Source organism: Xanthomonas sp. LMG 12462, from assembly GCF_009192885.1.
Classification (GTDB): Bacteria; Pseudomonadota; Gammaproteobacteria; order Xanthomonadales; family Xanthomonadaceae; genus Xanthomonas_A; species Xanthomonas_A sontii.
Genome location: NZ_NMPP01000085.1, coordinates 35,973 through 58,202 on the forward strand (window position 1 = coordinate 35,973; position 22,230 = coordinate 58,202).

Annotated in this window: 24 protein-coding genes and 1 other RNA gene; 18 read left to right on the forward strand and 7 right to left on the reverse strand. The window is 70.6% G+C overall.

Translation table 11 applies throughout. The annotated features are described in order from the left end of the window. Positions 1-47 precede the first annotated feature (47 nt). The 3 genes from rpoZ to CEK69_RS18890 all read right to left on the reverse strand — a co-directional run bounded on the left by rpoZ (position 48) and on the right by CEK69_RS18890 (position 2,057). Positions 48-347, reverse strand: a complete 300-nt coding sequence (gene rpoZ, locus CEK69_RS18880) for a DNA-directed RNA polymerase subunit omega (protein ID WP_010343101.1) — start codon at positions 345-347, stop codon at positions 48-50. A 112-nt stretch (positions 348-459) separates the two neighbouring features. Continuing rightward, on the reverse strand, positions 460-1,086 hold the full coding sequence (gmk, locus tag CEK69_RS18885) for a guanylate kinase (RefSeq protein ID WP_017909850.1): 627 nt from the start codon (positions 1,084-1,086) through the stop codon (positions 460-462). A gap of 110 nt (positions 1,087-1,196) precedes the next feature. Further along, positions 1,197-2,057 carry a YicC/YloC family endoribonuclease gene (locus CEK69_RS18890; RefSeq protein WP_152247345.1) on the reverse strand — a complete coding sequence of 287 codons (861 nt, stop codon included), beginning with the start codon at positions 2,055-2,057 and terminating at the stop codon, positions 1,197-1,199. A gap of 107 nt (positions 2,058-2,164) precedes the next feature. Between CEK69_RS18890 and rph the strand changes: the two genes are divergently transcribed. The 7 genes from rph (at position 2,165) to pepQ (ending at position 9,655) form a co-directional block, all read left to right on the forward strand. Beyond that, positions 2,165-2,890, forward strand: a complete 726-nt coding sequence (gene rph, locus CEK69_RS18895) for a ribonuclease PH (RefSeq protein ID WP_010343098.1) — start codon at positions 2,165-2,167, stop codon at positions 2,888-2,890. Then, positions 2,887-3,276: a VOC family protein gene (locus CEK69_RS18900; protein ID WP_017907633.1), complete on the forward strand. Its 390-nt coding sequence runs from the start codon at positions 2,887-2,889 to the stop codon at positions 3,274-3,276. Before rph ends, CEK69_RS18900 begins: the two co-directional genes overlap by 4 nt. Further along, positions 3,273-3,884, forward strand: coding sequence for an RdgB/HAM1 family non-canonical purine NTP pyrophosphatase (rdgB, locus tag CEK69_RS18905; RefSeq protein ID WP_152247347.1), 612 nt, complete (start codon positions 3,273-3,275; stop codon positions 3,882-3,884). Before CEK69_RS18900 ends, rdgB begins: the two co-directional genes overlap by 4 nt. Before the next feature lie 132 nt (positions 3,885-4,016). Continuing rightward, complete coding sequence (hemW, locus tag CEK69_RS18910; RefSeq protein WP_152247349.1) at positions 4,017-5,246, forward strand: radical SAM family heme chaperone HemW; 1,230 nt, start codon at positions 4,017-4,019, stop codon at positions 5,244-5,246. Between the two features lie 75 nt (positions 5,247-5,321). Further along, positions 5,322-7,703: a DUF1631 domain-containing protein gene (locus CEK69_RS18915; RefSeq protein ID WP_152247351.1), complete on the forward strand. Its 2,382-nt coding sequence runs from the start codon at positions 5,322-5,324 to the stop codon at positions 7,701-7,703. Continuing rightward, positions 7,700-8,041, forward strand: a complete 342-nt coding sequence (locus CEK69_RS18920) for a PilZ domain-containing protein (RefSeq protein ID WP_026143711.1) — start codon at positions 7,700-7,702, stop codon at positions 8,039-8,041. Before CEK69_RS18915 ends, CEK69_RS18920 begins: the two co-directional genes overlap by 4 nt. Positions 8,042-8,329: 288 nt before the next feature. Next, positions 8,330-9,655: a Xaa-Pro dipeptidase gene (gene pepQ / locus CEK69_RS18925; RefSeq protein ID WP_152247353.1), complete on the forward strand. Its 1,326-nt coding sequence runs from the start codon at positions 8,330-8,332 to the stop codon at positions 9,653-9,655. A gap of 13 nt (positions 9,656-9,668) precedes the next feature. Here pepQ and CEK69_RS18930 read toward each other — a convergent pair whose 3' ends face one another. The 3 genes from CEK69_RS18930 to CEK69_RS18940 all read right to left on the reverse strand — a co-directional run bounded on the left by CEK69_RS18930 (position 9,669) and on the right by CEK69_RS18940 (position 12,741). Next, positions 9,669-10,682: a hypothetical protein gene (locus CEK69_RS18930; RefSeq protein WP_193314041.1), complete on the reverse strand. Its 1,014-nt coding sequence runs from the start codon at positions 10,680-10,682 to the stop codon at positions 9,669-9,671. A gap of 182 nt (positions 10,683-10,864) precedes the next feature. Beyond that, complete coding sequence (locus CEK69_RS18935; protein WP_150410953.1) at positions 10,865-12,196, reverse strand: aminopeptidase P N-terminal domain-containing protein; 1,332 nt, start codon at positions 12,194-12,196, stop codon at positions 10,865-10,867. Further along, positions 12,196-12,741, reverse strand: a complete 546-nt coding sequence (locus CEK69_RS18940) for a YecA family protein (protein ID WP_043094872.1) — start codon at positions 12,739-12,741, stop codon at positions 12,196-12,198. The genes CEK69_RS18935 and CEK69_RS18940 overlap by 1 nt, the downstream gene beginning before the upstream one ends. A gap of 209 nt (positions 12,742-12,950) precedes the next feature. On the opposite strand from CEK69_RS18940, the gene CEK69_RS18945 reads away from it, so the two are divergent. From CEK69_RS18945 to CEK69_RS18990, 10 genes are all read left to right on the forward strand, one after another. After that, complete coding sequence (locus CEK69_RS18945; RefSeq protein WP_193314042.1) at positions 12,951-15,134, forward strand: GGDEF and EAL domain-containing protein; 2,184 nt, start codon at positions 12,951-12,953, stop codon at positions 15,132-15,134. Positions 15,135-15,201: 67 nt separating this feature from the next. Beyond that, positions 15,202-15,423: a TIGR02449 family protein gene (locus CEK69_RS18950; protein WP_017910437.1), complete on the forward strand. Its 222-nt coding sequence runs from the start codon at positions 15,202-15,204 to the stop codon at positions 15,421-15,423. Further along, a complete protein-coding gene (locus CEK69_RS18955) occupies positions 15,420-15,713 on the forward strand; it encodes a cell division protein ZapA (protein ID WP_017910438.1) in 294 nt (97 codons plus the stop codon). The genes CEK69_RS18950 and CEK69_RS18955 overlap by 4 nt, the downstream gene beginning before the upstream one ends. 98 nt (positions 15,714-15,811) lie before the next feature. Beyond that, a non-coding RNA gene (gene ssrS / locus CEK69_RS18960) (6S RNA) lies at positions 15,812-15,996 on the forward strand. A 159-nt stretch (positions 15,997-16,155) separates the two neighbouring features. Then, a complete protein-coding gene (locus tag CEK69_RS18965) occupies positions 16,156-16,935 on the forward strand; it encodes a thioesterase family protein (protein ID WP_152247359.1) in 780 nt (259 codons plus the stop codon). 79 nt (positions 16,936-17,014) lie between these two features. Further along, positions 17,015-17,608: a 5-formyltetrahydrofolate cyclo-ligase gene (locus CEK69_RS18970; RefSeq protein ID WP_152247361.1), complete on the forward strand. Its 594-nt coding sequence runs from the start codon at positions 17,015-17,017 to the stop codon at positions 17,606-17,608. After that, positions 17,605-18,075, forward strand: a complete 471-nt coding sequence (locus tag CEK69_RS18975; RefSeq protein ID WP_152247363.1) for an EVE domain-containing protein — start codon at positions 17,605-17,607, stop codon at positions 18,073-18,075. The genes CEK69_RS18970 and CEK69_RS18975 overlap by 4 nt, the downstream gene beginning before the upstream one ends. 100 nt (positions 18,076-18,175) lie before the next feature. Beyond that, positions 18,176-18,823: a ribose-5-phosphate isomerase RpiA gene (gene rpiA, locus CEK69_RS18980; protein WP_152247365.1), complete on the forward strand. Its 648-nt coding sequence runs from the start codon at positions 18,176-18,178 to the stop codon at positions 18,821-18,823. Between the two features lie 156 nt (positions 18,824-18,979). Further along, the gene (locus CEK69_RS18985) at positions 18,980-19,432 is read left to right on the forward strand and encodes a DUF192 domain-containing protein (protein WP_017910443.1); all 453 of its coding nucleotides are present in this window, start codon (positions 18,980-18,982) and stop codon (positions 19,430-19,432) included. 118 nt (positions 19,433-19,550) lie between these two features. Continuing rightward, on the forward strand, positions 19,551-20,396 hold the full coding sequence (locus CEK69_RS18990) for a SirB1 family protein (protein ID WP_026143558.1): 846 nt from the start codon (positions 19,551-19,553) through the stop codon (positions 20,394-20,396). A 272-nt stretch (positions 20,397-20,668) separates the two neighbouring features. Here CEK69_RS18990 and CEK69_RS18995 read toward each other — a convergent pair whose 3' ends face one another. After that, positions 20,669-20,914, reverse strand: a complete 246-nt coding sequence (locus tag CEK69_RS18995; RefSeq protein ID WP_226975231.1) for a rubredoxin — start codon at positions 20,912-20,914, stop codon at positions 20,669-20,671. 14 nt (positions 20,915-20,928) lie between these two features. Here CEK69_RS18995 and thiE point away from each other — a divergent pair, with 14 nt between their 5' ends. After that, entirely contained in the window at positions 20,929-21,552 is a 624-nt protein-coding gene (gene thiE / locus CEK69_RS19000; protein ID WP_152247369.1) for a thiamine phosphate synthase, read from the forward strand. The last annotated feature ends 678 nt before the right edge of the window (positions 21,553-22,230 follow it).

The window sequence follows — 22,230 nt, forward strand, 5'->3', positions numbered from 1 at the left end:
CCCGCGGATGCGGGCTGTTCGCAGGACGATCGCGACGCAGGACGCGATCAGTCGTCGTTCTTGGACATGTCCTCGTCGGCGACGACCTCGGCCGCGGCCCATTCCAGGGCTTCGCGCTCGGCGCGCTCGCGTTCGGCCTTCTCGACCTCGTCGATCAGCGCGTTGTCGATCTTGCGCGCGGCGATCTCGCGCAGCGCCAGCACGGTCGGCTTGTCGGCCGACTCGGTGTTGTCGAGGGTGGCCTGCACGCCGTTGGCGAGCTGGCGGGCGCGCTTGGACGCCATCATGACCAGTTCGAAACGGTTGTTAACGACTTCCAGGCAATCTTCTACGGTGATGCGGGCCATGCGGGCTCCCGGCGGGCCGGCGGCGGCCACGCGTTCGAATGAGGGAAAGGGCGGGGATTGTAGGGCGGCAACCGCCCGAGATCAACCCCACCCCATTCAGTTCCCTTTGGAATCAGCCAGTTGGCTGTTCCTGCAGGAGGGTATCGATCAGTGCGGCATGGCGCTGCTGCTGCTGCGGCCGGCGCAGGCGGCTGGCGACGAAGATCGCGCACATCTCGTCCACCGCGGTGTCGAAATGCTCGTTGACGATCACGTAGTCGAAGTCGGCGTAGTGCGACATCTCCTCGCGCGCGGCGGCCAGCCGCTGCGCGATCACCGCCTCGCTGTCCTGGCCGCGCTTGCGCATGCGCTGCTCCAGGGCCTCGCGCGACGGCGGCAGGATGAACACGCTGACCGCATCCGGCACCTTGGCCCGCACCTGGCGCGCGCCCTGCCAGTCGATCTCCAGCAGCACGTCGTGGCCGGCGGCCAGCTGCGGCTCCACCGACTGCCGCGCGGTACCTTTCCAGTCGCCGTGCACGCGGGCGTACTCGAAGAAGTCGCCGGCATCGATCATCCGCTGGAACTCGTCGGCGGAGACGAAATGGTAGTGCTCGGCATGGCGTTCGCCCGGCCGCGGCGCGCGCGAGGTGAACGAGATCGACAGCGCGATCTGCGGGTCGCGCGCCAGGGTGGCGTTGACGATGCTGCTCTTGCCGGCGCCGGACGGGGCCGCCACGATGTAGAGAGTGCCGCGCATGTTCTTGGGAATGGGGAGTCGGGAATGGGGAATGGGAACAGCGCCAAGCCGGGCTGGGGGTGAATCGTACCCGCTTTGACGATTCCCCATTCCCGATCGCCCATTCCCGGCTATTCGAGGTTCTGCACCTGCTCGCGGATCTGGTCGATCAGCACCTTCAGCTCCACCGCGGCGTTGGAGGTGCGGCTGTCCACCGACTTCGAGCCCAGGGTGTTGGCCTCGCGGTTGAACTCCTGCAGCAGGAAGTCCAGGCGCCGGCCCGCCGGTTCCGGCTGGCGCAGGACGCGGCGCAGTTCCTTGATGTGGCTGCCGAGCCGGTCCAGTTCCTCGTCCACATCGAGCTTCTGCAGCCACAGCACCAGTTCCTGCTCGGCGCGGCCGGGATCGACCGGATGCGGCAGATCGGCCAGGCGCGCGGCCAGCTTGGCGCGCTGGCCGTCGCGGATGGCCGGGATCAGCGTCCGCACCTCGCCGGCGATGCGTTCCACCGCATCGACGCGCTCGACGATGGCCGCGGCCAGCTTGCCGCCCTCGCGCTCGCGCGCGGCGACGAACTCGGCCAGCACCTCGTCCAGCAGTTCCAGTGCCTGCGCCTGCAGCGCCGCCGGATCGACCGTCTGTCCCTGCAGCACGCCGGGCAGCTGCAGCAGGTCGACGAACTGCACCTGCATCTGCGGGAAACGCACTCCCAGCCGTTGCGCAAGCACACCCAGTTGCTCGACCAGGGCCTCGTTCACCGCCAGGGTCTGCGCTGCCTCCGGCGCGCGCAGGCGCAGCATCAGGTCGAGCTTGCCGCGGCTGATCCGCGCGGCCACGCGTTCGCGCAGTTGCGGCTCCAGCGCGCGCAGTTCTTCCGGCAGGCGCACGCCCACCTCCAGGAAACGGTGGTTGACCGAGCGCAGCTCGCATCCCAGCGTGCCCCAGGGAGTGATGCGCTCGGCGCCGGCATAGGCGGTCATGCTGCGGATCATGCGGTGTTCCGGTGCGGACAGGGGGCGAATGTTAACCTAGCGCCCTTTCCTGCCTCACCGACGCGGTCACAGGCCGCGCACGGCCCCGCCCTTCCCGGAACCCCTGCATGTCCTTCTCCCGTCCCAGCGGCCGCACGGCCGATCAGTTGCGCCCGGTCCGCATCGAACGCGCCTTCACCCGCCACGCCGAAGGCTCGGTCCTGGTCAGCTTCGGCGACACCCGCGTGCTGTGCAACGCCAGCGTCGAGAACCGCGTGCCGGGCTTCTTGCGCGGCAAGGGCGAAGGCTGGGTCACCGCCGAATACGGCATGCTGCCGCGCGCCACCCACTCGCGTTCCGATCGCGAAGCCGCGCGCGGCAAGCAGGGCGGACGCACGCTGGAGATCCAGCGTCTGATCGGCCGCGCGCTGCGCGCCTGCGTCGACCGCACGGCGCTGGGCGAGCGCACCATCACCCTGGACTGCGACGTGCTGCAGGCCGACGGCGGTACCCGCACCGCCGCCATCACCGGCGCCTACGTGGCGCTGGTGGATGCGGTGAACTGGCTGCAAAAGCGCGGCGACCTGAAGAAGCCGGTAGTGCTGGGCGCGGTCGCCGCGGTCTCGGTCGGCGTGTACCGCGGCGTGCCGGTGCTGGACCTGGACTACGCCGAGGACAGCGACTGCGACACCGACATGAACGTGGTGATGAACGATGGCGGCGGCTTCATCGAGCTGCAAGGCACCGCCGAGGGCCACGCCTTCCGCCGCGACGAACTGGACGCGCTGCTCGGCCTGGCCGAGCGCGGCATCGGCGAACTGCTGGCGGCACAGCGCGCCGCCCTGGCGCAATGAACCGGCGCCTGGCCCTGGTCACCCTGGTGGTGGCCGACTACGACGAGGCCATCGCCTGGTACACCGGCAAGCTGGGCTTCCAGGTGCTGGAGGACGTGGACCAGGGCCACAAGCGCTGGGTCGTGGTCGGGCCCGGCGATGCGCGCGGCGCGGCGCTGCTGCTGGCGCGCGCCAGCGACGATGCCCAGCGCAGCCGCATCGGCGACCAGACCGGGGGCCGGGTCGGCTTCTTCCTGCACACCGACGACTTCCAGCGCGACCATGCGGCGATGCTGGCCGCCGGTGTGGAATTCCTGGAAGCCCCTCGCCACGAACCCTACGCCACGGTCGCGGTGTTCCGCGATCTGTACGGCAACACCTGGGATCTGCTGGAGCCCATCGCATGAAACTGGTCCTGGCCAGCAGCAACGCCGGCAAGCTCGAAGAACTGCATGCCCTGCTCGACGACGTCGGGGTCGAACTGATCGCGCAATCCACGCTCGGCGTCAGCGATGCCGACGAGACCGGCCTGACCTTCGTCGAGAACGCGCTGCTCAAGGCGCGCCACGCCGCGCGCGTCACTGGGTTGCCGGCGCTGGCCGACGACTCCGGCATCTGCGTGGATGCGCTGCACGGCGCGCCGGGCCTGTATTCGGCGCGTTACGCCGGCGAGCACGGCAATGCGCAGGCCAACATCGACAAGCTGCTGGACGCGCTGGGCGAGGTCCCCGACGCGCAGCGCGGCGCGCATTTCTACTGCGTGCTGGTGCTGCTGCGGCATGCTGAGGATCCGCAGCCGCTGCTGGTGGAAGGCCGCTGGCGCGGCCGCATCGCGCATGCGCGTGCCGGGACCGGCGGGCATGGTTACGACCCGGTGTTCCTGGATCCGGACCACGGCCAGACCGCCGCCGAGATGCCGCTGGCGCTGAAGAACCGCATCAGCCACCGCGCCCTCGCCCTGCAGCAGCTCAAGCAGCGCCTGGCGGACCATCTTGCGGCGCATCCCGCCGAGTGACCGCACCGCGCGCAGGCACCGGGCCAGTCAGGACACCGCGGCGCGCGCAGACTGCCCTGCGCCGCTGCGCCAAGCCCTGAACGCTCCGGCGCCCGCACCGCCCGCATCTCCGTTTCCAGATTCCCGCCCGCCATGCCGCACGCCCACGACCATTGCCAGCATCCGCCCGGCACCGCCTGCCCGGATCCGTCCGCGCACGCCGACACCCCGACGCTGGTGCCGCCACCGCTGTCGCTCTACGTGCACCTGCCGTGGTGCGTGCGCAAATGCCCGTACTGCGATTTCAATTCGCATGCGGCCAAGGGCGCGCTGCCGTTCGACGCCTATGTGGATGCGCTGATCCGCGACCTGGACCAGGACCTGCCGCTGGTCTGGGGCCGCGTAGTCAACAGCGTGTTCTTCGGCGGCGGTACGCCCAGCCTGTTTCCGCCCGAGGCGATCGATCGCTTCCTGCAGGCGGCCAGCGCCCGGCTGCGCTTCGCGCCGGGCCTGGAGATCACCCTGGAGACCAACCCCGGCACCGCCGAGCATGGCCGCTTCGACCGCTACCTGGCGGCCGGGGTGAATCGCCTGAGCTTCGGCATCCAGAGCTTCGACGACGCGGCCCTGCAGCGGCTGGGCCGCATCCACGACGGCGCCGAGGCCGAGCGTGCGGTGAAGCTGGCGCAGGACGCCGGCTATGCCAATGTCAACCTGGACCTGATGTACGCGCTGCCGCAGCAGACCCTGGCCGAGGCCGAGCGCGACATCGCGCAGGCGCTGGCGCTGCAGCCGACCCACCTGAGCCACTACCAGCTCACCCTGGAACCGAACACCGTGTTCGCCGCGCGACCGCCGCAGGGCATCCCCGAAGACGACGACGCCTGGGACATGCAGGAGCGCTGCCAGGCGCTGCTGGCCGAGGCCGGCTTCGCACAGTACGAAGTCAGCGCTTACGCCCGCGCCGGTTACCGCTGCGCGCACAACCTCAACTACTGGACCTTCGGCGACTATCTCGGCATCGGTGCCGGCGCGCACGGCAAGATCAGCTCCGGCGCCGAACAGAACATCCTGCGCCGCTGGAAGCACAAGCATCCACAGGCGTTCCTGGACGCGGCGGGGACGCCGGCGGCGATCGGCGGCGACGAGCGGATCGCGCCTGAGCGGCGCCCGTTCGAGTACATGCTCAACGCCCTGCGCCTCAACGACGGCTTCGCGCTGCGCGACTTCAGCGCCCGCACCGGCCTGCCGCTGCAGGCGATCGCCTCGGCCCTGGCCACCGCGCAGGCCCGCGACTGGTTGCGGGTGGACGCCGGCCTCGCCGTCCCGACCGAGCTGGGACGGCGGTTCACCAACGACGTGATCGCCCTGTTCCTGCCCTGAGCCGCGCCGCCCGCCTTGGTTGCGGCGGCGGATCGTGCTACATACCGCGCAGAAAAGTATAACGGCGATCACAGGATGCCCCTGTCTGCGACCATGTCGGCCCCGCCAGCGACGCTTGCCAGCGCCGCCCTGCCGGCGCGCGTGCGCGACATCCTGCAGGCCTTGAACAGCCTGCTGTGGCAGGCCCTGGAGCTGCCGCTGCAGGCGACCCTGGACGAGCTGGAGCAGGACTTGCTCGAGCAGGCCGGGCGCGCCCGCAACGGCCAGGTGCAACAGGACCTGTTCCAGGAGGCGCAACGCGTGCGCGCGCAGCGCGGGCGCCTGGCGCCGTTCTACCAGGCGCAGCTGGAAGCCGGGCTGGCCAGGATCCGCAGCCCCTTGGCGACGGCCGCCGTGCCGCGCGCAGCCAAGGCAGGTGCCGCGCAGATGCTGACCCTGGTCGCCGATGTGGATATCGACCGCGACATCGTGCTGCACGAGATCGCCCGCCGCGAGGCGATCCGCTGCAATATCCCGCTGCAGTTGCTCGGCCAGCGCTTCGGCGTGCTGGCGGCGCGGCCCGCCTTCGAGATCGAGCAGTTGCCGCTGGGACCGCACGCGCTGTGCCGGCTGCTGCGCGCTGCCGGCGAAACGCTGGGCCTGGGGCTGGACACGCAATTGGCGCTGTATCGCGCCTTCGAACGGCAGGTGCTGGCGCGCTACGGCGAGATGGTGGAACGGGCCAATGTCCTGCTGACCCACGCCGGGGTGCTGCCCGGCCTGATCTATCTGCCCTACGTGGCGCGCAGCACCAATGTCGACCCGGGCACGCGGCGCGCGGCGCGCATGCCCGGCGTCGCGGTGCCGCCCGCTGCCGGCAGCGCCCCCCGCGGGAACGCCAGCGCTCCTGGTCAAGCCGCTCCCGCCATGGGCGTGCCGCCGGGGCCTGCCGCGACGGCACCGCTGCCGCCAGCGGGCGCGGCAGCCGGCGCCGCGGAACCGCCCGCCAGCGGCCCGGACCTGGCCACCCTGCGCCAGTTGCTGACCGCGGCGCGCGCCAAGGCCGTGCCCGCCACGGCGGTGCCCACGACTGAGACTGCCGGTGCCGCCGCGCTCCCGGCGCGGCCGACGAGCGCCGACGGTGCGGCCCCGGTCCCGACCGCCAGCCTGCTGGAGGCCTTGGGCGAACTGCAGGCGCAGCCGCCGGCCCACAGCACCCTGGGCGGGCTGCGCGGACGCCGCCACCTGCGCGACGTGCAGACCGCCCTGCTGCAGGCGCTGCGCGCCACCCACGGCGCGCAGGCGACCCTGGCAGCGCAGCAGGCCGACACCTTCGACCTGCTCGGCCTGCTGTACGGCGAGATCGAGCGCGAGGTACGCCCCGACGCGCCGGCCGCGGCGCTGCTGGAACGCCTGCAGGTGCCGCTGGTGCGCGCCGCGCTGCAGGATCCGGCGTTCTTCGCGCGCAGCCGGCACCCAGCGCGGGAACTGCTCAATGCCGTCGCCGAATCCGGCGCCACCTGGCTGGGCGAAGAGGACAGCGATCCGACGCTGCTGCTCAAGCTCAACCAGGCCGTGGACCGCGTGATCGAGGAGTACGAAGGCGACGAGACCGTCTTCGAGCAGGCCCACCAGGAGATCCAGGCGCAGCAGCGCAGCCTGGCGCACAAGGCCGAGATCGCCGAGCGCCGGCACGTCGAGGCCGCGCGCGGCAAGGAACGGCTGGAGCTGGCCAAGCAGACCGCGACCGCCACCCTGGAGGCGCTGTGCAGCGCCCGGCAACCGCCGGGTTTCGTGCAGACCCTGCTGCAGCAGGCCTGGTCCGACGTGCTGGTGCTGACCCTGCTGCGTCAGGGCGAGGACTCGGAGACCTGGCGCGAGCGCATCGGCCTGGCCGAGCGCATCGCCGAGGTCACCTGCCGCAGCGAGGGCGCCTCCGATGCGGCCCTGGCCGAGCGCGTGGGCCAGGCGCTGCTGCAGGTGGGCTACCACCAGCAGGAAGCCGAGGCCATCGCTCGCCGCCTGTCCACGCCCGGCGGCACCGACGCCGCCACCTCGCGTACCGAACTCAGCGTGCGGCTGAAAGCGCGCACCCGCCTCGGCGAGCAGGGCGAGGACGGCGAGCGCCCCTCGCTGCCGCCGCGCAACGAAGCCGAACAGGCCGCGTATGCGCGGTTGCGCACGCTGCCGTTCGGCACCTGGTTCGAATTCGTCGTCAACCAGCAAGGCGACCTGAAGCGGCAACGCCTGTCCTGGTACAGCCCGATCACCGAGCGTGCGTTGTTCGTCAACCAACGCGGGCAGAAGGCCGCCGAACACACGCTCGACGGACTGGCGCGGCTGCTGGCGCAGGGACAGGCGCGCATCGTCAGCGAGGACCGCGCCCGCCTGATCGACCGCGCCTGGCAGGCCGCGGTGCGCGCGCTGCGCACCCTGGCCGGCGTTCCCGCCGCCGACGACGCCATGGAGGGCGCATGAGCGCAGACGCTCGCCGATCGCCGCGCCTTCAGGTTCCGGACATGGTGCCGGTGCTGGACCTGATGGAAGACGCCGTGGTCGGCCGCCTCGGCAACGTCTCCGAACACGGCATGCTGTTGCTCGCCTCGGCACCGCTGCACGAGGACGCGCTGTACCAGTTGCGCTTCGCGATACCGCACGCCGACCGCGACGTGCAGATCGATATCGGCGCGCACCTGTTGTGGAGCGAACCCTCGCACGCACCGGGCCAGGCCTGGGCCGGCTTCCGCTTCCTGACCATTTCCCCCGCGCATCGCGACCTGTTGCGGCAGTGGATCAACGCTGCGACCGGCGGCTAGCGGCATCAACCTCGCAGGTGTGGCTACTGGTCCCTGTGACGGGATCAGCCGCGACCGGCATTCCCGGGAACGCCTCGGTCGCGGCCGAAGCCGCTCCTGCGGCGGCCATCCGCGACCGTTGCGCGATCGGCCGCAAAGAGTCTCCGGCGGATCGACAAAGCCCCGCGTCGCCGGCGTAGCTTCGGCATCGCACGCCATGCATAGGCCGTCCGTGCGCGTCCACACGCCTGCACCGTTTCCGGCACACTTGGCGCCCCCGTTTCCGCATCGCCGAACGAGTACGCCGCCATGCCCCAGCACGATCCAAGCGCCCTGTATCCCGACCACCTGCGCACCCTGACCCGACGCGCCGACGAAGCGCTGGCGCGCGGTGGCTTCGACCACCTGGTGGTCCCGAGCGGCACCCTGCACTACCAGGTGTTCGACGATCGCGACTATCCGTTCGCGGTGAACCCGCAGTTCAAGGCCTGGCTGCCGCTGACGCGGGTGCCGCACAGTTGGCTGGTGTACACGCCGGGGCGCCGTCCGCAGGTGATCTTCCACCAACCGCGCGACTACTGGCACGTGGTGCCGGATGCGCCCAGCGGCTGGTGGGTGGACCACTGCGACATCCATCTGATCCGCTCCCCGGACGAGGCGCTGGCGCTGCTGCCGGATGCCGCGCGCAGCGCGATCCTCGGCGAGCCGCAGAGCGCGCTGGGCGCTTACGTGCCGAACAACCCGCCGGCGGTGCTGGACTACCTGGAATACCACCGCGCCTACAAGACGCCGTACGAGCTGGCACTGATGCGCCAGGCGCAGCACTCGGCCGTGCGCGGCCATCGCGCCGCCGAGGCCGCGTTCCGCGACGGCCGCAGCGAGTTCGAGATCCACATGGCCTACTGCGCCGCGGTCGGCCAGGAAGCGAACGAACTGCCGTACGGCAACATCGTGGCATTGAACGAACACGGCGCCGTGCTGCACTACACCGAACTGCAGCGGCAGGCGCCGACGCCGCTGCGCAGCTTCCTGATCGACGCCGGCGCCTCGGCACACGGCTACGCCAGCGACATCACCCGCACCTACGCCGCCGATCGCGACAGCGAGTTCCAGGCGCTGATCGACGCGGTGGACGCCGCGCAGCAGCGCATGGGCCAGCACGTGCGCGCCGGCGTCGACTACCGGCAACTGCACCTGGACGCGCACCTGGCGCTGATGGGCGTGCTGAAGGACGCCGGCGTGCTCACCGTGTCGCCGGAAACCGCGGTGGCCACCGGCGTCAGCGCCGCGTTCTTCCCGCACGGCCTGGGCCACCCGATCGGCCTGCAGGTGCACGACGTCGCCGGTTTCGCCGCCAGCGACCGCGGCGGCCGCATCGAACGCCCCGACGGCCATCCCTACCTGCGCATGACCCGCACCCTGGAACCGGGCATGGTGGTGACGATCGAGCCGGGCCTGTACTTCATCGACATGCTGCTCGACGACCTCAAGCAGGCCGGCCATGGCGGCAGCGTCGACTGGGCGCGGGTGGCGCAGTTCAAGCCCTACGGCGGCATCCGCATCGAGGACGAAGTGGTGTGCACCGAGGACGCACCCGAGAACCTGACGCGGCCGGTGTTTGCGGCGGCGGCCTGAGCCGCCACCTCGATCACTTGCCGGTCAACGCGTACGGGCCGCGATTGAAGCTCATCGGGATCAGGTCGTAGCGGCGCTGCCCGGCGGCGGCCGGATACGGCGCGGTCTTGAAATCGCGTGCCAGCGCTTCGAGTCCACGTGCCGCGTTCGGCGAAGGCAGCGCCTCCAGCACCAGGGCGGACTCGGGACGTCCGCCCTGCGGATCGCCGCGCATCAGGAACAGGCTCAACGCTGGCGTGACCGGCAGGTCCATCGGGCTGTCCAGCACGGTCTTGCGTCGTTGATTCTCGGCACGCGCAGTCAGCCCGCCAGCCTCCTCGCCATCCTGCGCCTGCAGCGCATCGAGCTGCGCGAACAGCATCCGGTCCAGGACCCGGCCCCACTGCACGCGGAACGCGTTGAACCAGGCCAGGCCGATCGCGTCGCGGTCGCCGCTCGGCATCGCCGCATAGCAGCGCTCCAGGAGGTAGGCATGGTAGGCGGTATCGCGATTGCGCTGGCTGGGCCGCACACGGCGGCCTTCGATCGCGCGCGCCCGCGTGGTGAACTCGCGGTCCAGCGCCACCCAGCCCTGCGCCCATTGCAGCGCCGGCTTGGCATTGCCGGCGGACAACTCCAGCTCGGCCAGCGACGCCAACGCGAGTAGCGGGCAGCGCGGCATGCCCAGGCAGCGCTCCAGCCAGTAGCGGGCCGTGTCCAGGTCGCGCGGCACCAGATGCGCCGGATGCGCCTCGCCATTGCGGTAGAGCACGCCCAACACGTACGCCGAGGCGCCATCGCCCTTACCCGCCAGCGCGACGACCTGCGCCAGCATCTGCGCGCGGGCCTCCGGCGCAGCGCGCAGCGACAGCAACGTCTCTAGATCGTCCAGCGCCAGCGTGGGCACCGCAGCAGGCACAGGTGCCTGCGTCGCCGCGGGCGCAGCATCGGCTGGCGCCGCCGGCGCGGCCACTTGCTGCGCGTGCGCCTGCGCTGCGACGGCCACGCACAGTCCTGCCGCCAGCAGGCATCGCATCCACATCTTCATGAATCCCCCTTGTTCAGCCGGTCACTGTGCGCAACCGGCCGCCTGCACGCAAGGGGGCGGCGTCAGGCTGTCGCGGCGGCCTGACGGCCGCCGCCGGGATTGGGGATTCGCAACGGCAAACGCGCCAGGTCTGCTAGCCGACCTTTCCGCGCGCGGCGACCGCTTTTCCCATTCCCGTTTCCCTATTCCCCATTCCCAGCCATCCACTCCTCGATCTCCTCGGCGCTGCGCGCCAGGGCATCGGTAAGCACGCGATGGCCGTCGTCGGTGATCAGCACGTCGTCCTCGGTGCGGATGCCGATGCCCCGCCACTTCGGGTCCACGTCCTTGTCGTCCGGCGACACGTACAGGCCGGGTTCGATGGTGAACACCATGCCCGGCTCGAGCAGGCGCGATTCGCCGGCCAGCCGGTAGTCGCCGACATCGTGCACGTCCAGGCCCAGCCAGTGCCCGGTCTTGTGCCGGTAGAAGCGCCGGTAGTCGCCGCTGGCCAGGTTCTGCTCGACGCTGCCCTTGAGCAGGCCTAGCCGCAGCAGGCCTTCGGTCAGGGTCTGCACCGCGGCCAGGTGTCCGGCCTCGTAGGCCACGCCCGGGCGCGCCTGCGCCAGCGCGGCGGCATGCGCGGCACCGACCAGGTCGTGCAGCGCGCGTTGTTCGGCGCTGAAGCGGCCGTTGGCCGGGAAAGTACGGGTGATGTCGGCGGCATAGCCGCGGTATTCGGCGCCCGCATCGACCAGCACCAGGTCGCCGTCGCGCAGGCGCGCGGCGTTGGCGCGGTAATGCAGCACGCAGGCGTTGTGGCCGCTGCCGACGATGCTGCCGTAGGCCGGCCAGGCGTCACCGGCGCGGAATTCGCGCTCGATCTCGGCCTGCAGTTGGTATTCGTGCACGCCCGGCCGCGCCAGCCGCATCGCCGCGCGGTGCCCGGCCACGCTCAGGTCCGCAGCGACCTGCATCAGCGCGATCTCGTCGCGCGACTTGAACAGGCGCTGTTCGTGCAGCAGATGGCCCAGTTCCAGGAACTCGTGCGGCGGCTGCGCGCCGTGCCGCACCTGCTCGCGCACGCGCTTGACCCAGCCGATCAGCTTCAGGTCGAAATCGACGTCGCGGCCGAAGTGGTAATACACCCGCGAGCGGCCTTCCAGCAGCCCGGGCAGGATCTCGTCGAGGTCGTCGATCGGATAGGCATCGTCCATGCCGTAGCGCTCGACCGCGCCTTCCTGGCCCGCCCGCGGGCCGTCCCAGGCTTCGCGCTCGGGGTCGCGTTCGCGACAGAACAGCAGCGCCTCGCCGTGGCGGCGGCCGGGCACCAGCACCAGCACCGCGTCCGGCTCGGCGAACCCGCACAGATACCAGAAGTCCGAATCCTGCCGGTACGGGTAGTGCGTGTCGTGGCTGCGCACACGCTCCGGTGCGCTGGGCAGCACCAGGATGGCCTGCTCGCCGGCCATGTCCATCAAATGACGGCGCCGGCGCACGTACTCGCCGGAGGAAATCCCGGTGAGCCGCTTCATCAGTTCAGGCGCTGCCGGTGGCGCGGGCCGAGCACGCAGTCGCTGTGCAGCAGCAGCACCGCCACGCGCACGAACTCCTCGATCTCGGCCAGCGCGTCCTCGTCCTCGTCGCCGCTGTCGAAATCGTCGGCGCTGGCCTGGGCCAGGCGCGCCACGTCCTGCAGCGCCTCCTGCCCTTCCTCGGACAGTGGCGGCGCAGCCCCTGCGGCCAGGCCGAAGCCGCCGAGGAAGCCGCGGCACCAGTCGAACAGCGCGTCGGCGCGCTCGGGCAGCGGCGCGCCGGCATCGGCCAGCACCAGGTCGAAGCCGAAATCGCGGTCGTTCAGTTGCGCAGTCGTGGCCTCGCGCAGGCGGTCCAGCGCATCGCCGGGGCGCGGCGCGGCGAGGCTTGCGTCGGCGAGCACGGCCGCCGGCCATGCCGGCAATTCGGCGCCGCCGCCGGCCAGCCAGCCGCACAGGCCGCCGTGCAGTTCGGCTGCCGACGCAGCCAGGCCAAGCGTCCGGCTGGCATCGGCGATCTGGTCGGCAGTGGGAAGTTCGGTCATGGAGCAAGCCTGTCGGGCGCTGGCCGCGGGCCTGTCGAGGCCTGCGGCGGAATCGGGACTGCGCAGTGTAGCAACCGCGTATGCGCCGCCGCTTGTGGTGGCTTCCGGCACGCGCCTACACTCCACCACCCGTTCTTTGACAGAAGTCACTTTCCGCCATGCCATTGGAGCACGTTGCTGCAGGAGCTGCGGAAAGAACCGGCCTCGCCTTGTTCGGCGAGACCTTGCTGGCCGCATGGCCGCTGATCGCGCTCGCCGCGCTGGCGGCCGGCGGGGTGGCGGCGCTGTTCGCGCTGCGTTCGCGTCGGCGCCTGCGCGAGCAACTGCAACGGCACGCGCAACTGCAGCAGCGCGACCAGCACCTGAAGCTGGCGCTGTGGGCCTCGGGCGAGCACTTCTGGGATTACGACCTGCAACAGCGCAGGTTGCGGCTGATGCGCGCCGACGAGGCCACGCCGCACGCGCAGGACATCGGCCTGGTGATCCGCGAGAACGAGCCGCTGCGGATCCATCCCGACGACGTGCAACAGGCGCGGCAGGTGCTGCAGGAACACCTGCAGGGCCTGACCGCGATCTACACCGCCGAGTACCGGGTGGACCTGGCCGGCGACGGGGTCTGGCACTGGGCGCGGGTGCGCGGCCGCGTGGTCGACTACGACGCCAGCGGCGCGCCGCGCCGCCTCGCCGGCACCGCACGCGACATCACCTCGCACCGCCAGGCCGACCTGGAACGGCGCATCGCCGCCGAAGTGCTGCGCAGCATGGGCGAGGCGGTCGCCGTGCTCGACGAGGACCGCCGCTTCATCTCGGTCAACCCGGCCTTCACCCGCATCACCGGCTACAGCGAGCGCGAGGTACTGGGCCAGCCGATGGCGCTGATCGACCACGCGCCGGAAACGCCGGCGGCCCCGGTGGCCGACCACGGCCGGCATTGGCGCGGCGAGGCCTGGAAGCGGCGCAAAGACGGCCAGGAGATCCTCTGCCACCTGCGCCGCAATACTGTGGTCGACGCCGACGGCCGCCAGAGCTTTCAGGTGGTGGTACTGGAAGACATCACCGAGCAGAAGCGCGCCGAGCAGGAACTGCGCTATCTGGCCAACTACGACACGCTGACCAGCCTGCCCAACCGTGCGCTGCTGTCCGAACGCCTGGCGCGGGCGATCGTGCGGGCGCGGCGCCAGGCCGGCTCGGTGGCGGTGCTGTTCCTGGACCTGGACCGCTTCAAGGACATCAACGATTCGCTCGGCCACGCGGTCGGCGACCGCGTGCTGCGCGCGGTGGCCGAACGCCTGCAGCAGGCGGTGGGACCGCAGCACACGGTGGCGCGCCTGGCCGGCGACGAATTCACCGTGGTGGTCGAGGACATCGTCAGCCAGGGCGAGGCCGAGGCGGTGGCCGCCCGCGTGCTGGCCGCGTTCGAGGCGCCGCTGCGGCTGGACGAACGCCGCGAGGTCGCGGTCTCCACCTCCATCGGCATCTCCCTGTTCCCGCAGCACGCGCTGCTGCCGAGCGAGTTGCTCAAGCACGCCGACACCGCGATGTACCAGGCCAAGGCCGCCGGGCGCCGCAACGCGCAGGTGTACTCGGCGCGCATGGACGAGGCCACCCGTCACCGCGCCACCCTGGCCAGCACGCTGCGCAAGATCCCGCTGGATCAGGAACTGAAGCTGGTCTACCAGCCGCGCTACTCGCTGCGCACGCAGCGGGTGGTCGGCGTGGAAGCGCTGCTGCGCTGGCACAGCGCCGACTTCGGCCCGGTCTCGCCGAGCCAGTTCATCCCGCTGGCCGAGGAGACCGGGCTGATCCTGGAGATCGGCGAATGGGTGCTGCGCCAGGCCTGCGGCGCGCTGCGCGACTGGCGGCGGATGGGGCTGACCGACCTGTGCATGTCGGTGAACGTCTCGGCGATCCAGCTCGAGCGCGGCAACCTGCCGGAACTGATGGCCGGGATCCTCGCCGAAACCGGCGTGCCGGCCGCCAACATCGAACTGGAACTGACCGAGAGCGTGGTGATGTCGCAGGTCGGCAAGAACGCCGAGCTGCTGCGCGCCTGCCGCAAGCTGGGGCTGACCCTGGCCATCGACGACTTCGGCACCGGCTATTCGTCGCTGGCCTACCTGAAGCGGCTGCCGATCAACACCCTGAAGATCGACCAGGAATTCATCGGCGACCTCACCCGCGACCCGGACGACGAGGCGATCACCAGCACCATCATCGCGATGGGCCACTCGCTGGCGCTGAAGGTGGTGGCCGAGGGCGTCGAGGACGCCGGGCAATTGGCGTTCCTGCGCGCGCACGGCTGCGACGAGATCCAGGGCCACCTGGTGGCGCCGGCGCTGGAGCCGGACGCCTGCCTGCGCCTGCTGCAGCAACCGCTGCGGCTGCCTGCCTGAGCGCCGGCCACGGCGCCGCCGCGCGGCGTCTTGACCGCCCCTCGGGCGCATGCCTATCGTGAGCGCCATGGACAGCCCTGACGCCCTCGCCGAGCTTCGCGCCCTTGCCGCACGCGTGGAAACGCTGGTCGAGCGCTGCCAGCGCCTGTCCGACGAGAACCGCAGCCTGCGCCAGCAGCAGGAACACCTGATCGGCGAGCGCTCGCAGTTGCTGACCAAGAACGAACAGGCGCGTTCGCGCGTGGAAGCGATGATCGCCCGACTGAAGTCCCTGGAGCAGCACACGTGAGCGAGCCGGTCAGCGTCCGCATCCTCGACCGCGAATACACCGTCGGCGTCGAGGCCGAAGAACGCGACGGCCTGCTCGCCGCCGCACGCCTGCTCGACGCGAAGATGCGCGAGGTGCGCGGCAGCAACCGCATGGCCGCGGTGGACCGCGTCGCCGTGCTCGCGGCGTTGAACCTGGCGCACGAGTTGCAGCAACTGCGCGACGAACAGGGGCAGCGCGAACGCGAGATGGCGCGCACACTCGCCGATCTCAATCGGCGTCTGGACAGCGTGGTCGATACGACGCGCTGATCCGCACGTGGCGCTGCAATCATCAACGTGAATTGCAACGTACCGAAGGACCGACGAACGGACTAGCCAAGCGCGATCACGGCGCTATACTCCACTTGCGTTCTCTGCTGTGAACGACAGCGTGTGCAAACATTCGCCTTGTCCCTTAATGACGACCACGGGGTGGCGACGGAATCGGGAGTGCAGGTCCGCCTCGTAGCGGGAAGCCCGATGATTCTCCAGCCATCCCACTTGAACCCCGGGTTCAAGGTCGTTTCGCACGCATCGTCACGGCGGAGAATGCAATTTTTCCAGGAAGCGGCGCCGCAAGGCGCCGTTTCCTTTTGTGCGCCTGCAGCGTGTGCCTTCACCACGCCGTCGTCGCCGGCGAATTGCAGGTGCCACGCGTTCTCGCACCGACCGAAACCCGGGATACTGGTCTCCCCATCACGGAGATCCCGGATTGCCGACGCTCGCCCAGATCCTCGACCGCTTCGACCCCGCCGCGGGATTCGACGTCCCCGCCAGCTGGCGGCAAGGCCGCACCGCCTTCGGCGGCCTGTCCGCGGCGCTGGCGCTGCAGACCGCGCTGCGCACGGCGCCGTCCGCGTTGCCGCCGCTGAAGTCGGCGCACATCGGCTTCGTCGGCCCGGCCGACGGCAGCCTGCGCTTCGATGCGCAGGTGTTGCGCCAGGGCAAGTCCGCCACCTCCGTGGGCGTCGATTGCCTGGCCGACGGGCAGGTCGCCCTGCGTGCGGCCTTGCTGTTCGCACAGCCGCGCGCCAGCCGCATCGCCCACGACTTCCTGCCGGCACGGCCGGCGGTGGTTGGCCCCGATGACGCGACGCCGATTGCCGACAGCGCGGCGACCCCCGCCTTCGTCGCCAACTTCGACATGCGCCTGGCCGGCGGCGCGCTGCCGCTGTCCGCCGCGGCCGATCCGGAGTTGCTGGTCTGGGCGCGCCATCGCGACGCCGCCGGCGTGGACCCAAGCGTGGCTCTGGTCGCGCTGGGCGACTGCCTGCCGCCGGCCGCGATGACCTGCTTCAGCGCACCGGCGCCGGTCAGCTCGATGACCTGGAGCCTGGACTTCCCGCAACCGGCCAGCGCCGGCGACTGGTTCCTGCTGCGCTCGGCCAGCCTGCATGCCGAGGACGGCTACTCGCTGCAGGACATGCAGATCTGGGACAGCGCCGGGCGGCTGGTGCTGTGGGGCCGGCAGACGGTGGCGCTCTACGCGTGATCGCCGCAGCGGCGCGCGCCTGCTGGTCAGTGCGCGCGCCGGCGCCGACAATAGCGACCTCTCTCGCCACCCCTGCCAGATGACTGCCGACGACCGCGACTCCCTGCGCCAGGACCTGCGCGCGCGCCGCCGCGCGCTCACCGCGCCCGTGCGCCTGGCCGCCGCCGACGCCTTGGCACAGCGACTGCTGGACCTGCCGTTCGCGCCGCAGTACGGCCATGTCGGCGGCTACTGGGCGATGGACGGGGAGATCGCCCTGCACCGCTGGCAACTGTCGCTGCCGGAGGCGGTGCAGTACTGCCTGCCGGTGCTCAGCGGCGACACACTGCGCTTCGCGCCGTGGCGTCCCGGTCAGCCGCTGCGCGCCAACCGCTACGGCATCCCAGAGCCCGACGTCGACCCGGCCACGACCCTGGCGCCGGCGCAGATGGCGCTGGTGGTGACGCCGCTGGTCGGCTTCGACACCGCCGGCGGCCGCCTGGGCATGGGAGGCGGCTGGTATGATCGCAGCTTCGCTTTCCGCCAGCGGCAGGCTCCGCCGCCCTGGCTGGTCGGGGCCGCCTTCGACGCACAGCAGGTCGCGGCCTTGCCGCTGGCGGCCTGGGACGTGGCGCTGGACGCGGTCTGCACTGAATCCCTCACCCTGTCGACTGCGCACGATTCCTCCGCATGACCGCACGCACCCGCTATTGGCTGATGAAGTCCGAACCGGACGCCTTCTCGATCGACGACCTGCAGCGGGTCGGCACCGAACCCTGGAACGGCGTGCGCAACTACCAGGCGCGCAACTTCATGCGCGACGGCATGAAGGTCGGCGACGGCATCCTGTTCTACCACTCCAACTGCAAGGTGCCGGGCATCGTCGGCGTGGCCCGCGTGGCCAGCCAGGCCTATCCCGACGCCACCCAGTTCGACCCGTCCTCCGACTACCACGACCCCAAGGCCACCCAGGAGCAACCGCGCTGGTACCTGGTGGACGTGGCGTTCGAACGCAAGCTGGCGCACACCATCGCCCTGGACGAGATCAAGCAGCACGCCGACGCGCTGGGCGAGGGCTTCCCGCTGGTCGCCCGCGGCAACCGCCTGTCGGTGTTCCCGGTCAGCGCCGCGCAGTGGAAGCTGCTGCTTTCGCTCGAATAGCCGGGATTCGGGAGTGGGGATTGGGGATTCGCCCGGTCCCATCCGCCGACCCGCTTTTCACGAATCCCCAATCCCGAATCCCCACTCCCGAGCTCCTCCAATGTCAGACGCCAAACGCCTTGCCGCCGAGAAAGCCATCGACTACGTCCAGGACGGGATGATCGTCGGCGTCGGCACCGGCTCCACCGTTGCCTACTTCATCGACGCGCTCGGCCGCATCGGCCACCGCATCAAGGGTGCGGTGTCCAGTTCCGAGCAGAGCACCGCGCGCCTGCGCCAGCACGGCATCGAGGTGCTGGACCTGAACCACACCGGCAACCTGTCGCTGTACGTGGACGGCGCCGACGAATGCGATCCGAACAAGTGCCTGATCAAGGGCGGCGGCGCCGCGCTGACCCGCGAGAAGATCATTGCCGAGGCCAGCGAGCGCTTCATCTGCATCATCGACCCGAGCAAGCAGGTGCAGACCCTCGGCAAGTTCCCGCTGCCGATCGAAGTGATCCCGATGGCGCGCAGCCTGGTCGCCCGCGAGATCCTGGCGCGCACCGGCGGCCAGCCGGTCTGGCGCGACGGCGTGGTCACCGACAACGGCAACGTGGTGCTGGACGTGCACCACCTGTCGATTACCGACCCGGTGGCGCTGGAGCGCGAACTGAACCAGATCCCGGGCGTGGTCTGCGTCGGCCTGTTCGCACGCCGCCCGGCCGACGTGGTGATCGTCGGTGGCGAGCCGCCGCGCGTCTTTTGACGCGCGCTGGCGCGCGCGGGATTCGGGATTAGGGATTCGCAAAGGCAAGGATCTCGGCTTTTACGAATCCCCAATCCCGAATCCCCAATCCCCGCTCTTGACGCCACGCGCACCTTGCAACAAGGTGCGCGCTGTCCTCCCTGCCCTGGTCCGCCCATGTCCCTCTTCCGCGCGCTCTGCGTCCTTCTCCTGCTCGCCCTCAGCGGCTGCGCCAGTGCCGGCGGCGACCATTGGGTGGAACTGGGCGGACATCGCTACGAAGTGGAACTGGCGCAGAACGATGCGACCCGCGCGCGCGGGCTGATGTTTCGCGACCAGATGGAAACCGACCACGGCATGCTGTTCATCCACGACCGCGAGGAACCGCAGGCGTACTGGATGAAGAACACCAAGATCCCGCTGGACATCCTGTACTTCGACAACCAGCGCAAGCTGGTGGCGCAGCAGCGCGACGTGCCGCCGTGCTCGGCCGGCGACGCCTGCCCGCCCTACCCCAGCAACGCGCCGGCGCGCTACGTGCTCGAACTCAACGCCGGCCAGGCCGAGCAGTTGAAGCTGCAGGACGGCACCGAACTGCGTTTCGGCCCGGGAATTCCGCAGGGCCACTGATCCGTCAACGGTGCCGGCGGCGTCGGGAAAAGGCCCCGCGACCACGGCGCTGAACCCGACACCGCTGTCGGGAACGGCCGGACTTGATCGGGCCCGGCTTTGCCGCCAGTCTTGGGCCATGGCCGCCCCATTGACATTGCCGAGCTGGAATACCCTGGCCGCGCTGGATGACGATGCCCTGCCGCTGCTGGCGACCGCGCTGCTGATCGCCCGCGACGAGTATCCGGAGCTGGACGCCGCCCATTACGACACCCTGGCGCAGAGTCATGCCGACCACCTGCGGCACGAGGTGGCGATGATCGAGCAGTGGCCGCTGAAGATGGCGGCGATCAATCGCCACCTGTTCGAAGAACTGGGCTATAGCGGCAACCACGACGAGTATTACGACCCGCGCAACAGCTACATGAACCAGGTGTTCGAGCGGCGCCTGGGCAACCCGATCTCGCTGGCGCTGGTGCAGATGGACGTGGCGCGGCGCCTGGACATCCCGCTCGACGGCGTGTCCTTCCCGGGGCATTTCCTGGTGCGCCTGCCGGTGGACGACGGCCTGCTGGTGATGGACCCGTTCAACGGCGGGCGTCCGCTGGCGGTGGAGGAACTGCGCGAGCGCGCGCGGCCGCACATGGGCGGCGAAAGCCCGGACGACCGCGCCCTGCTGCAGATCCTGGACCCGGCGCCGCACCGCGCGATCCTCGCCCGGGTCCTGCGCAACCTGCATGGCCTGTACGCCGAACGCGACGAGTGGGACCGCGCCGCACGCAGCGCCGACCGCGTGCTCAAGCTGATGCCCGACCAGCCCGAAGCCCTGCGCGACCGCGGCATGGCCTACCTGCAGATGGACTACGTCCCCGGCGCACGGCGCGACCTGGGCCGTTACCTGCAATTGAACCCCGAAGCCTCCGACGCCTTGCCGATCCGCGAGCGCCTGGTGGAACTGAGCGCGCGCGCGCAGCGGATGCATTGACGCTGGGAATGGGGAGAGGGGAATCGGGAATGGGAAAAGCGCATGCCCTGAGGCTCAGAGGTTGCTGACCTGATCAAGCCGTCATGGATAACCGACCGAATCGATCATCGAACGTCGGCGGACATGCGGCTCTCCCGAGTATCGGCCTTGCGATCCGACCACCCGGCCTCGCGATGTCTGCCTGCCAGCCCTGAAACTGGCCGCCGCGTCAAGCCTGCAAGGCACGGGAGTCGCTGTCCCACTCCCGATTCCCCACTCCCCATTCCCAGCGCTCAATCCATCTCCACCATCTCGAAATCGTCCTTGGTCACGCCGCAGTCCGGGCAGGTCCAGGTGACGGGCACGTCGTCCCAGCGGGTGCCGGGGGCGATGCCTTCTTCCGGCAGGCCGTCGGCCTCGTTGTAGATGAACCCGCAGACGACGCACATCCAGGTGCGATAGGTGGTGGCGCTGGCGTCGCTCATTGGATAATCGCAGGTCACAGTCGGAACGGCATTGTCCCATCGCCGCCGACGCATCGGAAGGCTTGGCCATGAACGCATCCCCGGCGCCGCGCGGCGTGTACCTGATCACCCCCGACGAGGCCGACGGCGCGCGTCTGCTGGCACGGGTGACGCCGCTGCTGGACCAGGGCGTGACCTGGCTGCAATACCGCAACAAGCGCGCCGACGCGGCGCAACGGCGCGAGCAGGCCGCGGCGCTGCAAACGCTGTGCGCACAGGCCGGCGTGCCGCTGATCGTCAACGACGACGTCGCGCTGGCGCAGGCGGTGGGCGCGGCCGGCGTGCACCTGGGCGAGGACGACGGCGATCTGGCCGCCGCGCGCGCCGCGCTCGGGCCGCAGGCATTGATCGGCGCCTCCTGTTACGACGACCCAGCACTGGCCCGCGGCGCCGCGGCGGCTGGCGCCAGCTATGTCGCCTTCGGCGCCTTCTTCCCCACCCGCAGCAAGGTCACCACGCGCCGCGCCACGCCCGACCTGCTGCGCGATGCGGCAGCGCTGGGCCTGCCGCGCGTGGCGATCGGCGGCCTCACGCCGGACAACGCGCGTCCGCTGGTCGCGGCCGGCGCCGATCTGCTGGCGGTGATCAGCGGCGTGTTCGATGCGCCCGATCCGCGCACGGCACTGGCCGCGTACCGCGCCTGTTTCGACTGAGGCACTAGCGCTTCCCTTCTCCCCTCGGGACCATGGCCCCCTTTTCGGGGGAAGGTGCCCCGAAGGGGCGGATGAGGGTACGGGCGCAGCCTCGTGCACCCAAACACCGCGCGTCGCTGCGCGCCGGACCCTCACCCCAACCCCTCTCCCGACGGGAGAGGGGCTAGCCGCTCCCTTCTCCCATCGGGAGAAGGTGCCCCGAAGGGGCGGATGAGGGTACGGGCGCAGCCTCATGCACCCAAACACCGCGCGTCGCTGCGCGCCGGACCCTCACCCCAACCCCTCTCACGTTGGGAGAGGGGCTTTGGCCTCCTCCTTCTCCGTCCGGGACCATGGCCCCCTTTTCGGGGAAAGGTGCCCCGCAGGGGCGGATGAGGGTACGGGCGCAGCCTCATGCACCCAAACACCACGCGTCGCTGCGCGCCGGACCCTCACCCCAACCCCTCTCCCGACGGGAGAGGGGCTTTGGCCTCTTCCTTCTCCCTGCGGGACCATGGCCCGCTTTTCGGGGGAAGGTGCCCCGCAGGGGCGGATGAGGGTGCGGACGCAGCCTCATGCACCCAAATACCGCGAGCCGCTCCGCGCCGGACCCTCACCCCAACCCCTCTCCCGGTGGGGGAGGGGCTTGCTTCAACACCTCTCAGCGGCGCCGCCTCCTCCCGGATCGGCCGCACGACC

Excerpts from the sequence above, each read along its gene's own strand:
- rpoZ (WP_010343101.1), bottom strand. The coding sequence starts at position 347 with ATGGCCCGCATCACCGTAGAAGATTGCCTGGAAGTCGTTAACAACCGT.
- gmk (WP_017909850.1), bottom strand. The coding sequence starts at position 1,086 with ATGCGCGGCACTCTCTACATCGTGGCGGCCCCGTCCGGCGCCGGCAAG.
- CEK69_RS18890 (WP_152247345.1), bottom strand. The coding sequence starts at position 2,057 with ATGATCCGCAGCATGACCGCCTATGCCGGCGCCGAGCGCATCACTCCC.
- rph (WP_010343098.1), top strand. The coding sequence starts at position 2,165 with ATGTCCTTCTCCCGTCCCAGCGGCCGCACGGCCGATCAGTTGCGCCCG.
- CEK69_RS18900 (WP_017907633.1), top strand. The coding sequence starts at position 2,887 with ATGAACCGGCGCCTGGCCCTGGTCACCCTGGTGGTGGCCGACTACGAC.
- rdgB (WP_152247347.1), top strand. The coding sequence starts at position 3,273 with ATGAAACTGGTCCTGGCCAGCAGCAACGCCGGCAAGCTCGAAGAACTG.
- hemW (WP_152247349.1), top strand. The coding sequence starts at position 4,017 with ATGCCGCACGCCCACGACCATTGCCAGCATCCGCCCGGCACCGCCTGC.
- CEK69_RS18915 (WP_152247351.1), top strand. The coding sequence starts at position 5,322 with ATGCCCCTGTCTGCGACCATGTCGGCCCCGCCAGCGACGCTTGCCAGC.
- CEK69_RS18920 (WP_026143711.1), top strand. The coding sequence starts at position 7,700 with ATGAGCGCAGACGCTCGCCGATCGCCGCGCCTTCAGGTTCCGGACATG.
- pepQ (WP_152247353.1), top strand. The coding sequence starts at position 8,330 with ATGCCCCAGCACGATCCAAGCGCCCTGTATCCCGACCACCTGCGCACC.
- CEK69_RS18930 (WP_193314041.1), bottom strand. The coding sequence starts at position 10,682 with ATGAAGATGTGGATGCGATGCCTGCTGGCGGCAGGACTGTGCGTGGCC.
- CEK69_RS18935 (WP_150410953.1), bottom strand. The coding sequence starts at position 12,196 with ATGAAGCGGCTCACCGGGATTTCCTCCGGCGAGTACGTGCGCCGGCGC.
- CEK69_RS18940 (WP_043094872.1), bottom strand. The coding sequence starts at position 12,741 with ATGACCGAACTTCCCACTGCCGACCAGATCGCCGATGCCAGCCGGACG.
- CEK69_RS18950 (WP_017910437.1), top strand. The coding sequence starts at position 15,202 with ATGGACAGCCCTGACGCCCTCGCCGAGCTTCGCGCCCTTGCCGCACGC.
- CEK69_RS18970 (WP_152247361.1), top strand. The coding sequence starts at position 17,015 with ATGACTGCCGACGACCGCGACTCCCTGCGCCAGGACCTGCGCGCGCGC.
- CEK69_RS18975 (WP_152247363.1), top strand. The coding sequence starts at position 17,605 with ATGACCGCACGCACCCGCTATTGGCTGATGAAGTCCGAACCGGACGCC.
- rpiA (WP_152247365.1), top strand. The coding sequence starts at position 18,176 with ATGTCAGACGCCAAACGCCTTGCCGCCGAGAAAGCCATCGACTACGTC.
- CEK69_RS18985 (WP_017910443.1), top strand. The coding sequence starts at position 18,980 with ATGTCCCTCTTCCGCGCGCTCTGCGTCCTTCTCCTGCTCGCCCTCAGC.
- CEK69_RS18990 (WP_026143558.1), top strand. The coding sequence starts at position 19,551 with ATGGCCGCCCCATTGACATTGCCGAGCTGGAATACCCTGGCCGCGCTG.
- CEK69_RS18995 (WP_226975231.1), bottom strand. The coding sequence starts at position 20,914 with ATGCGTCGGCGGCGATGGGACAATGCCGTTCCGACTGTGACCTGCGAT.
- thiE (WP_152247369.1), top strand. The coding sequence starts at position 20,929 with ATGAACGCATCCCCGGCGCCGCGCGGCGTGTACCTGATCACCCCCGAC.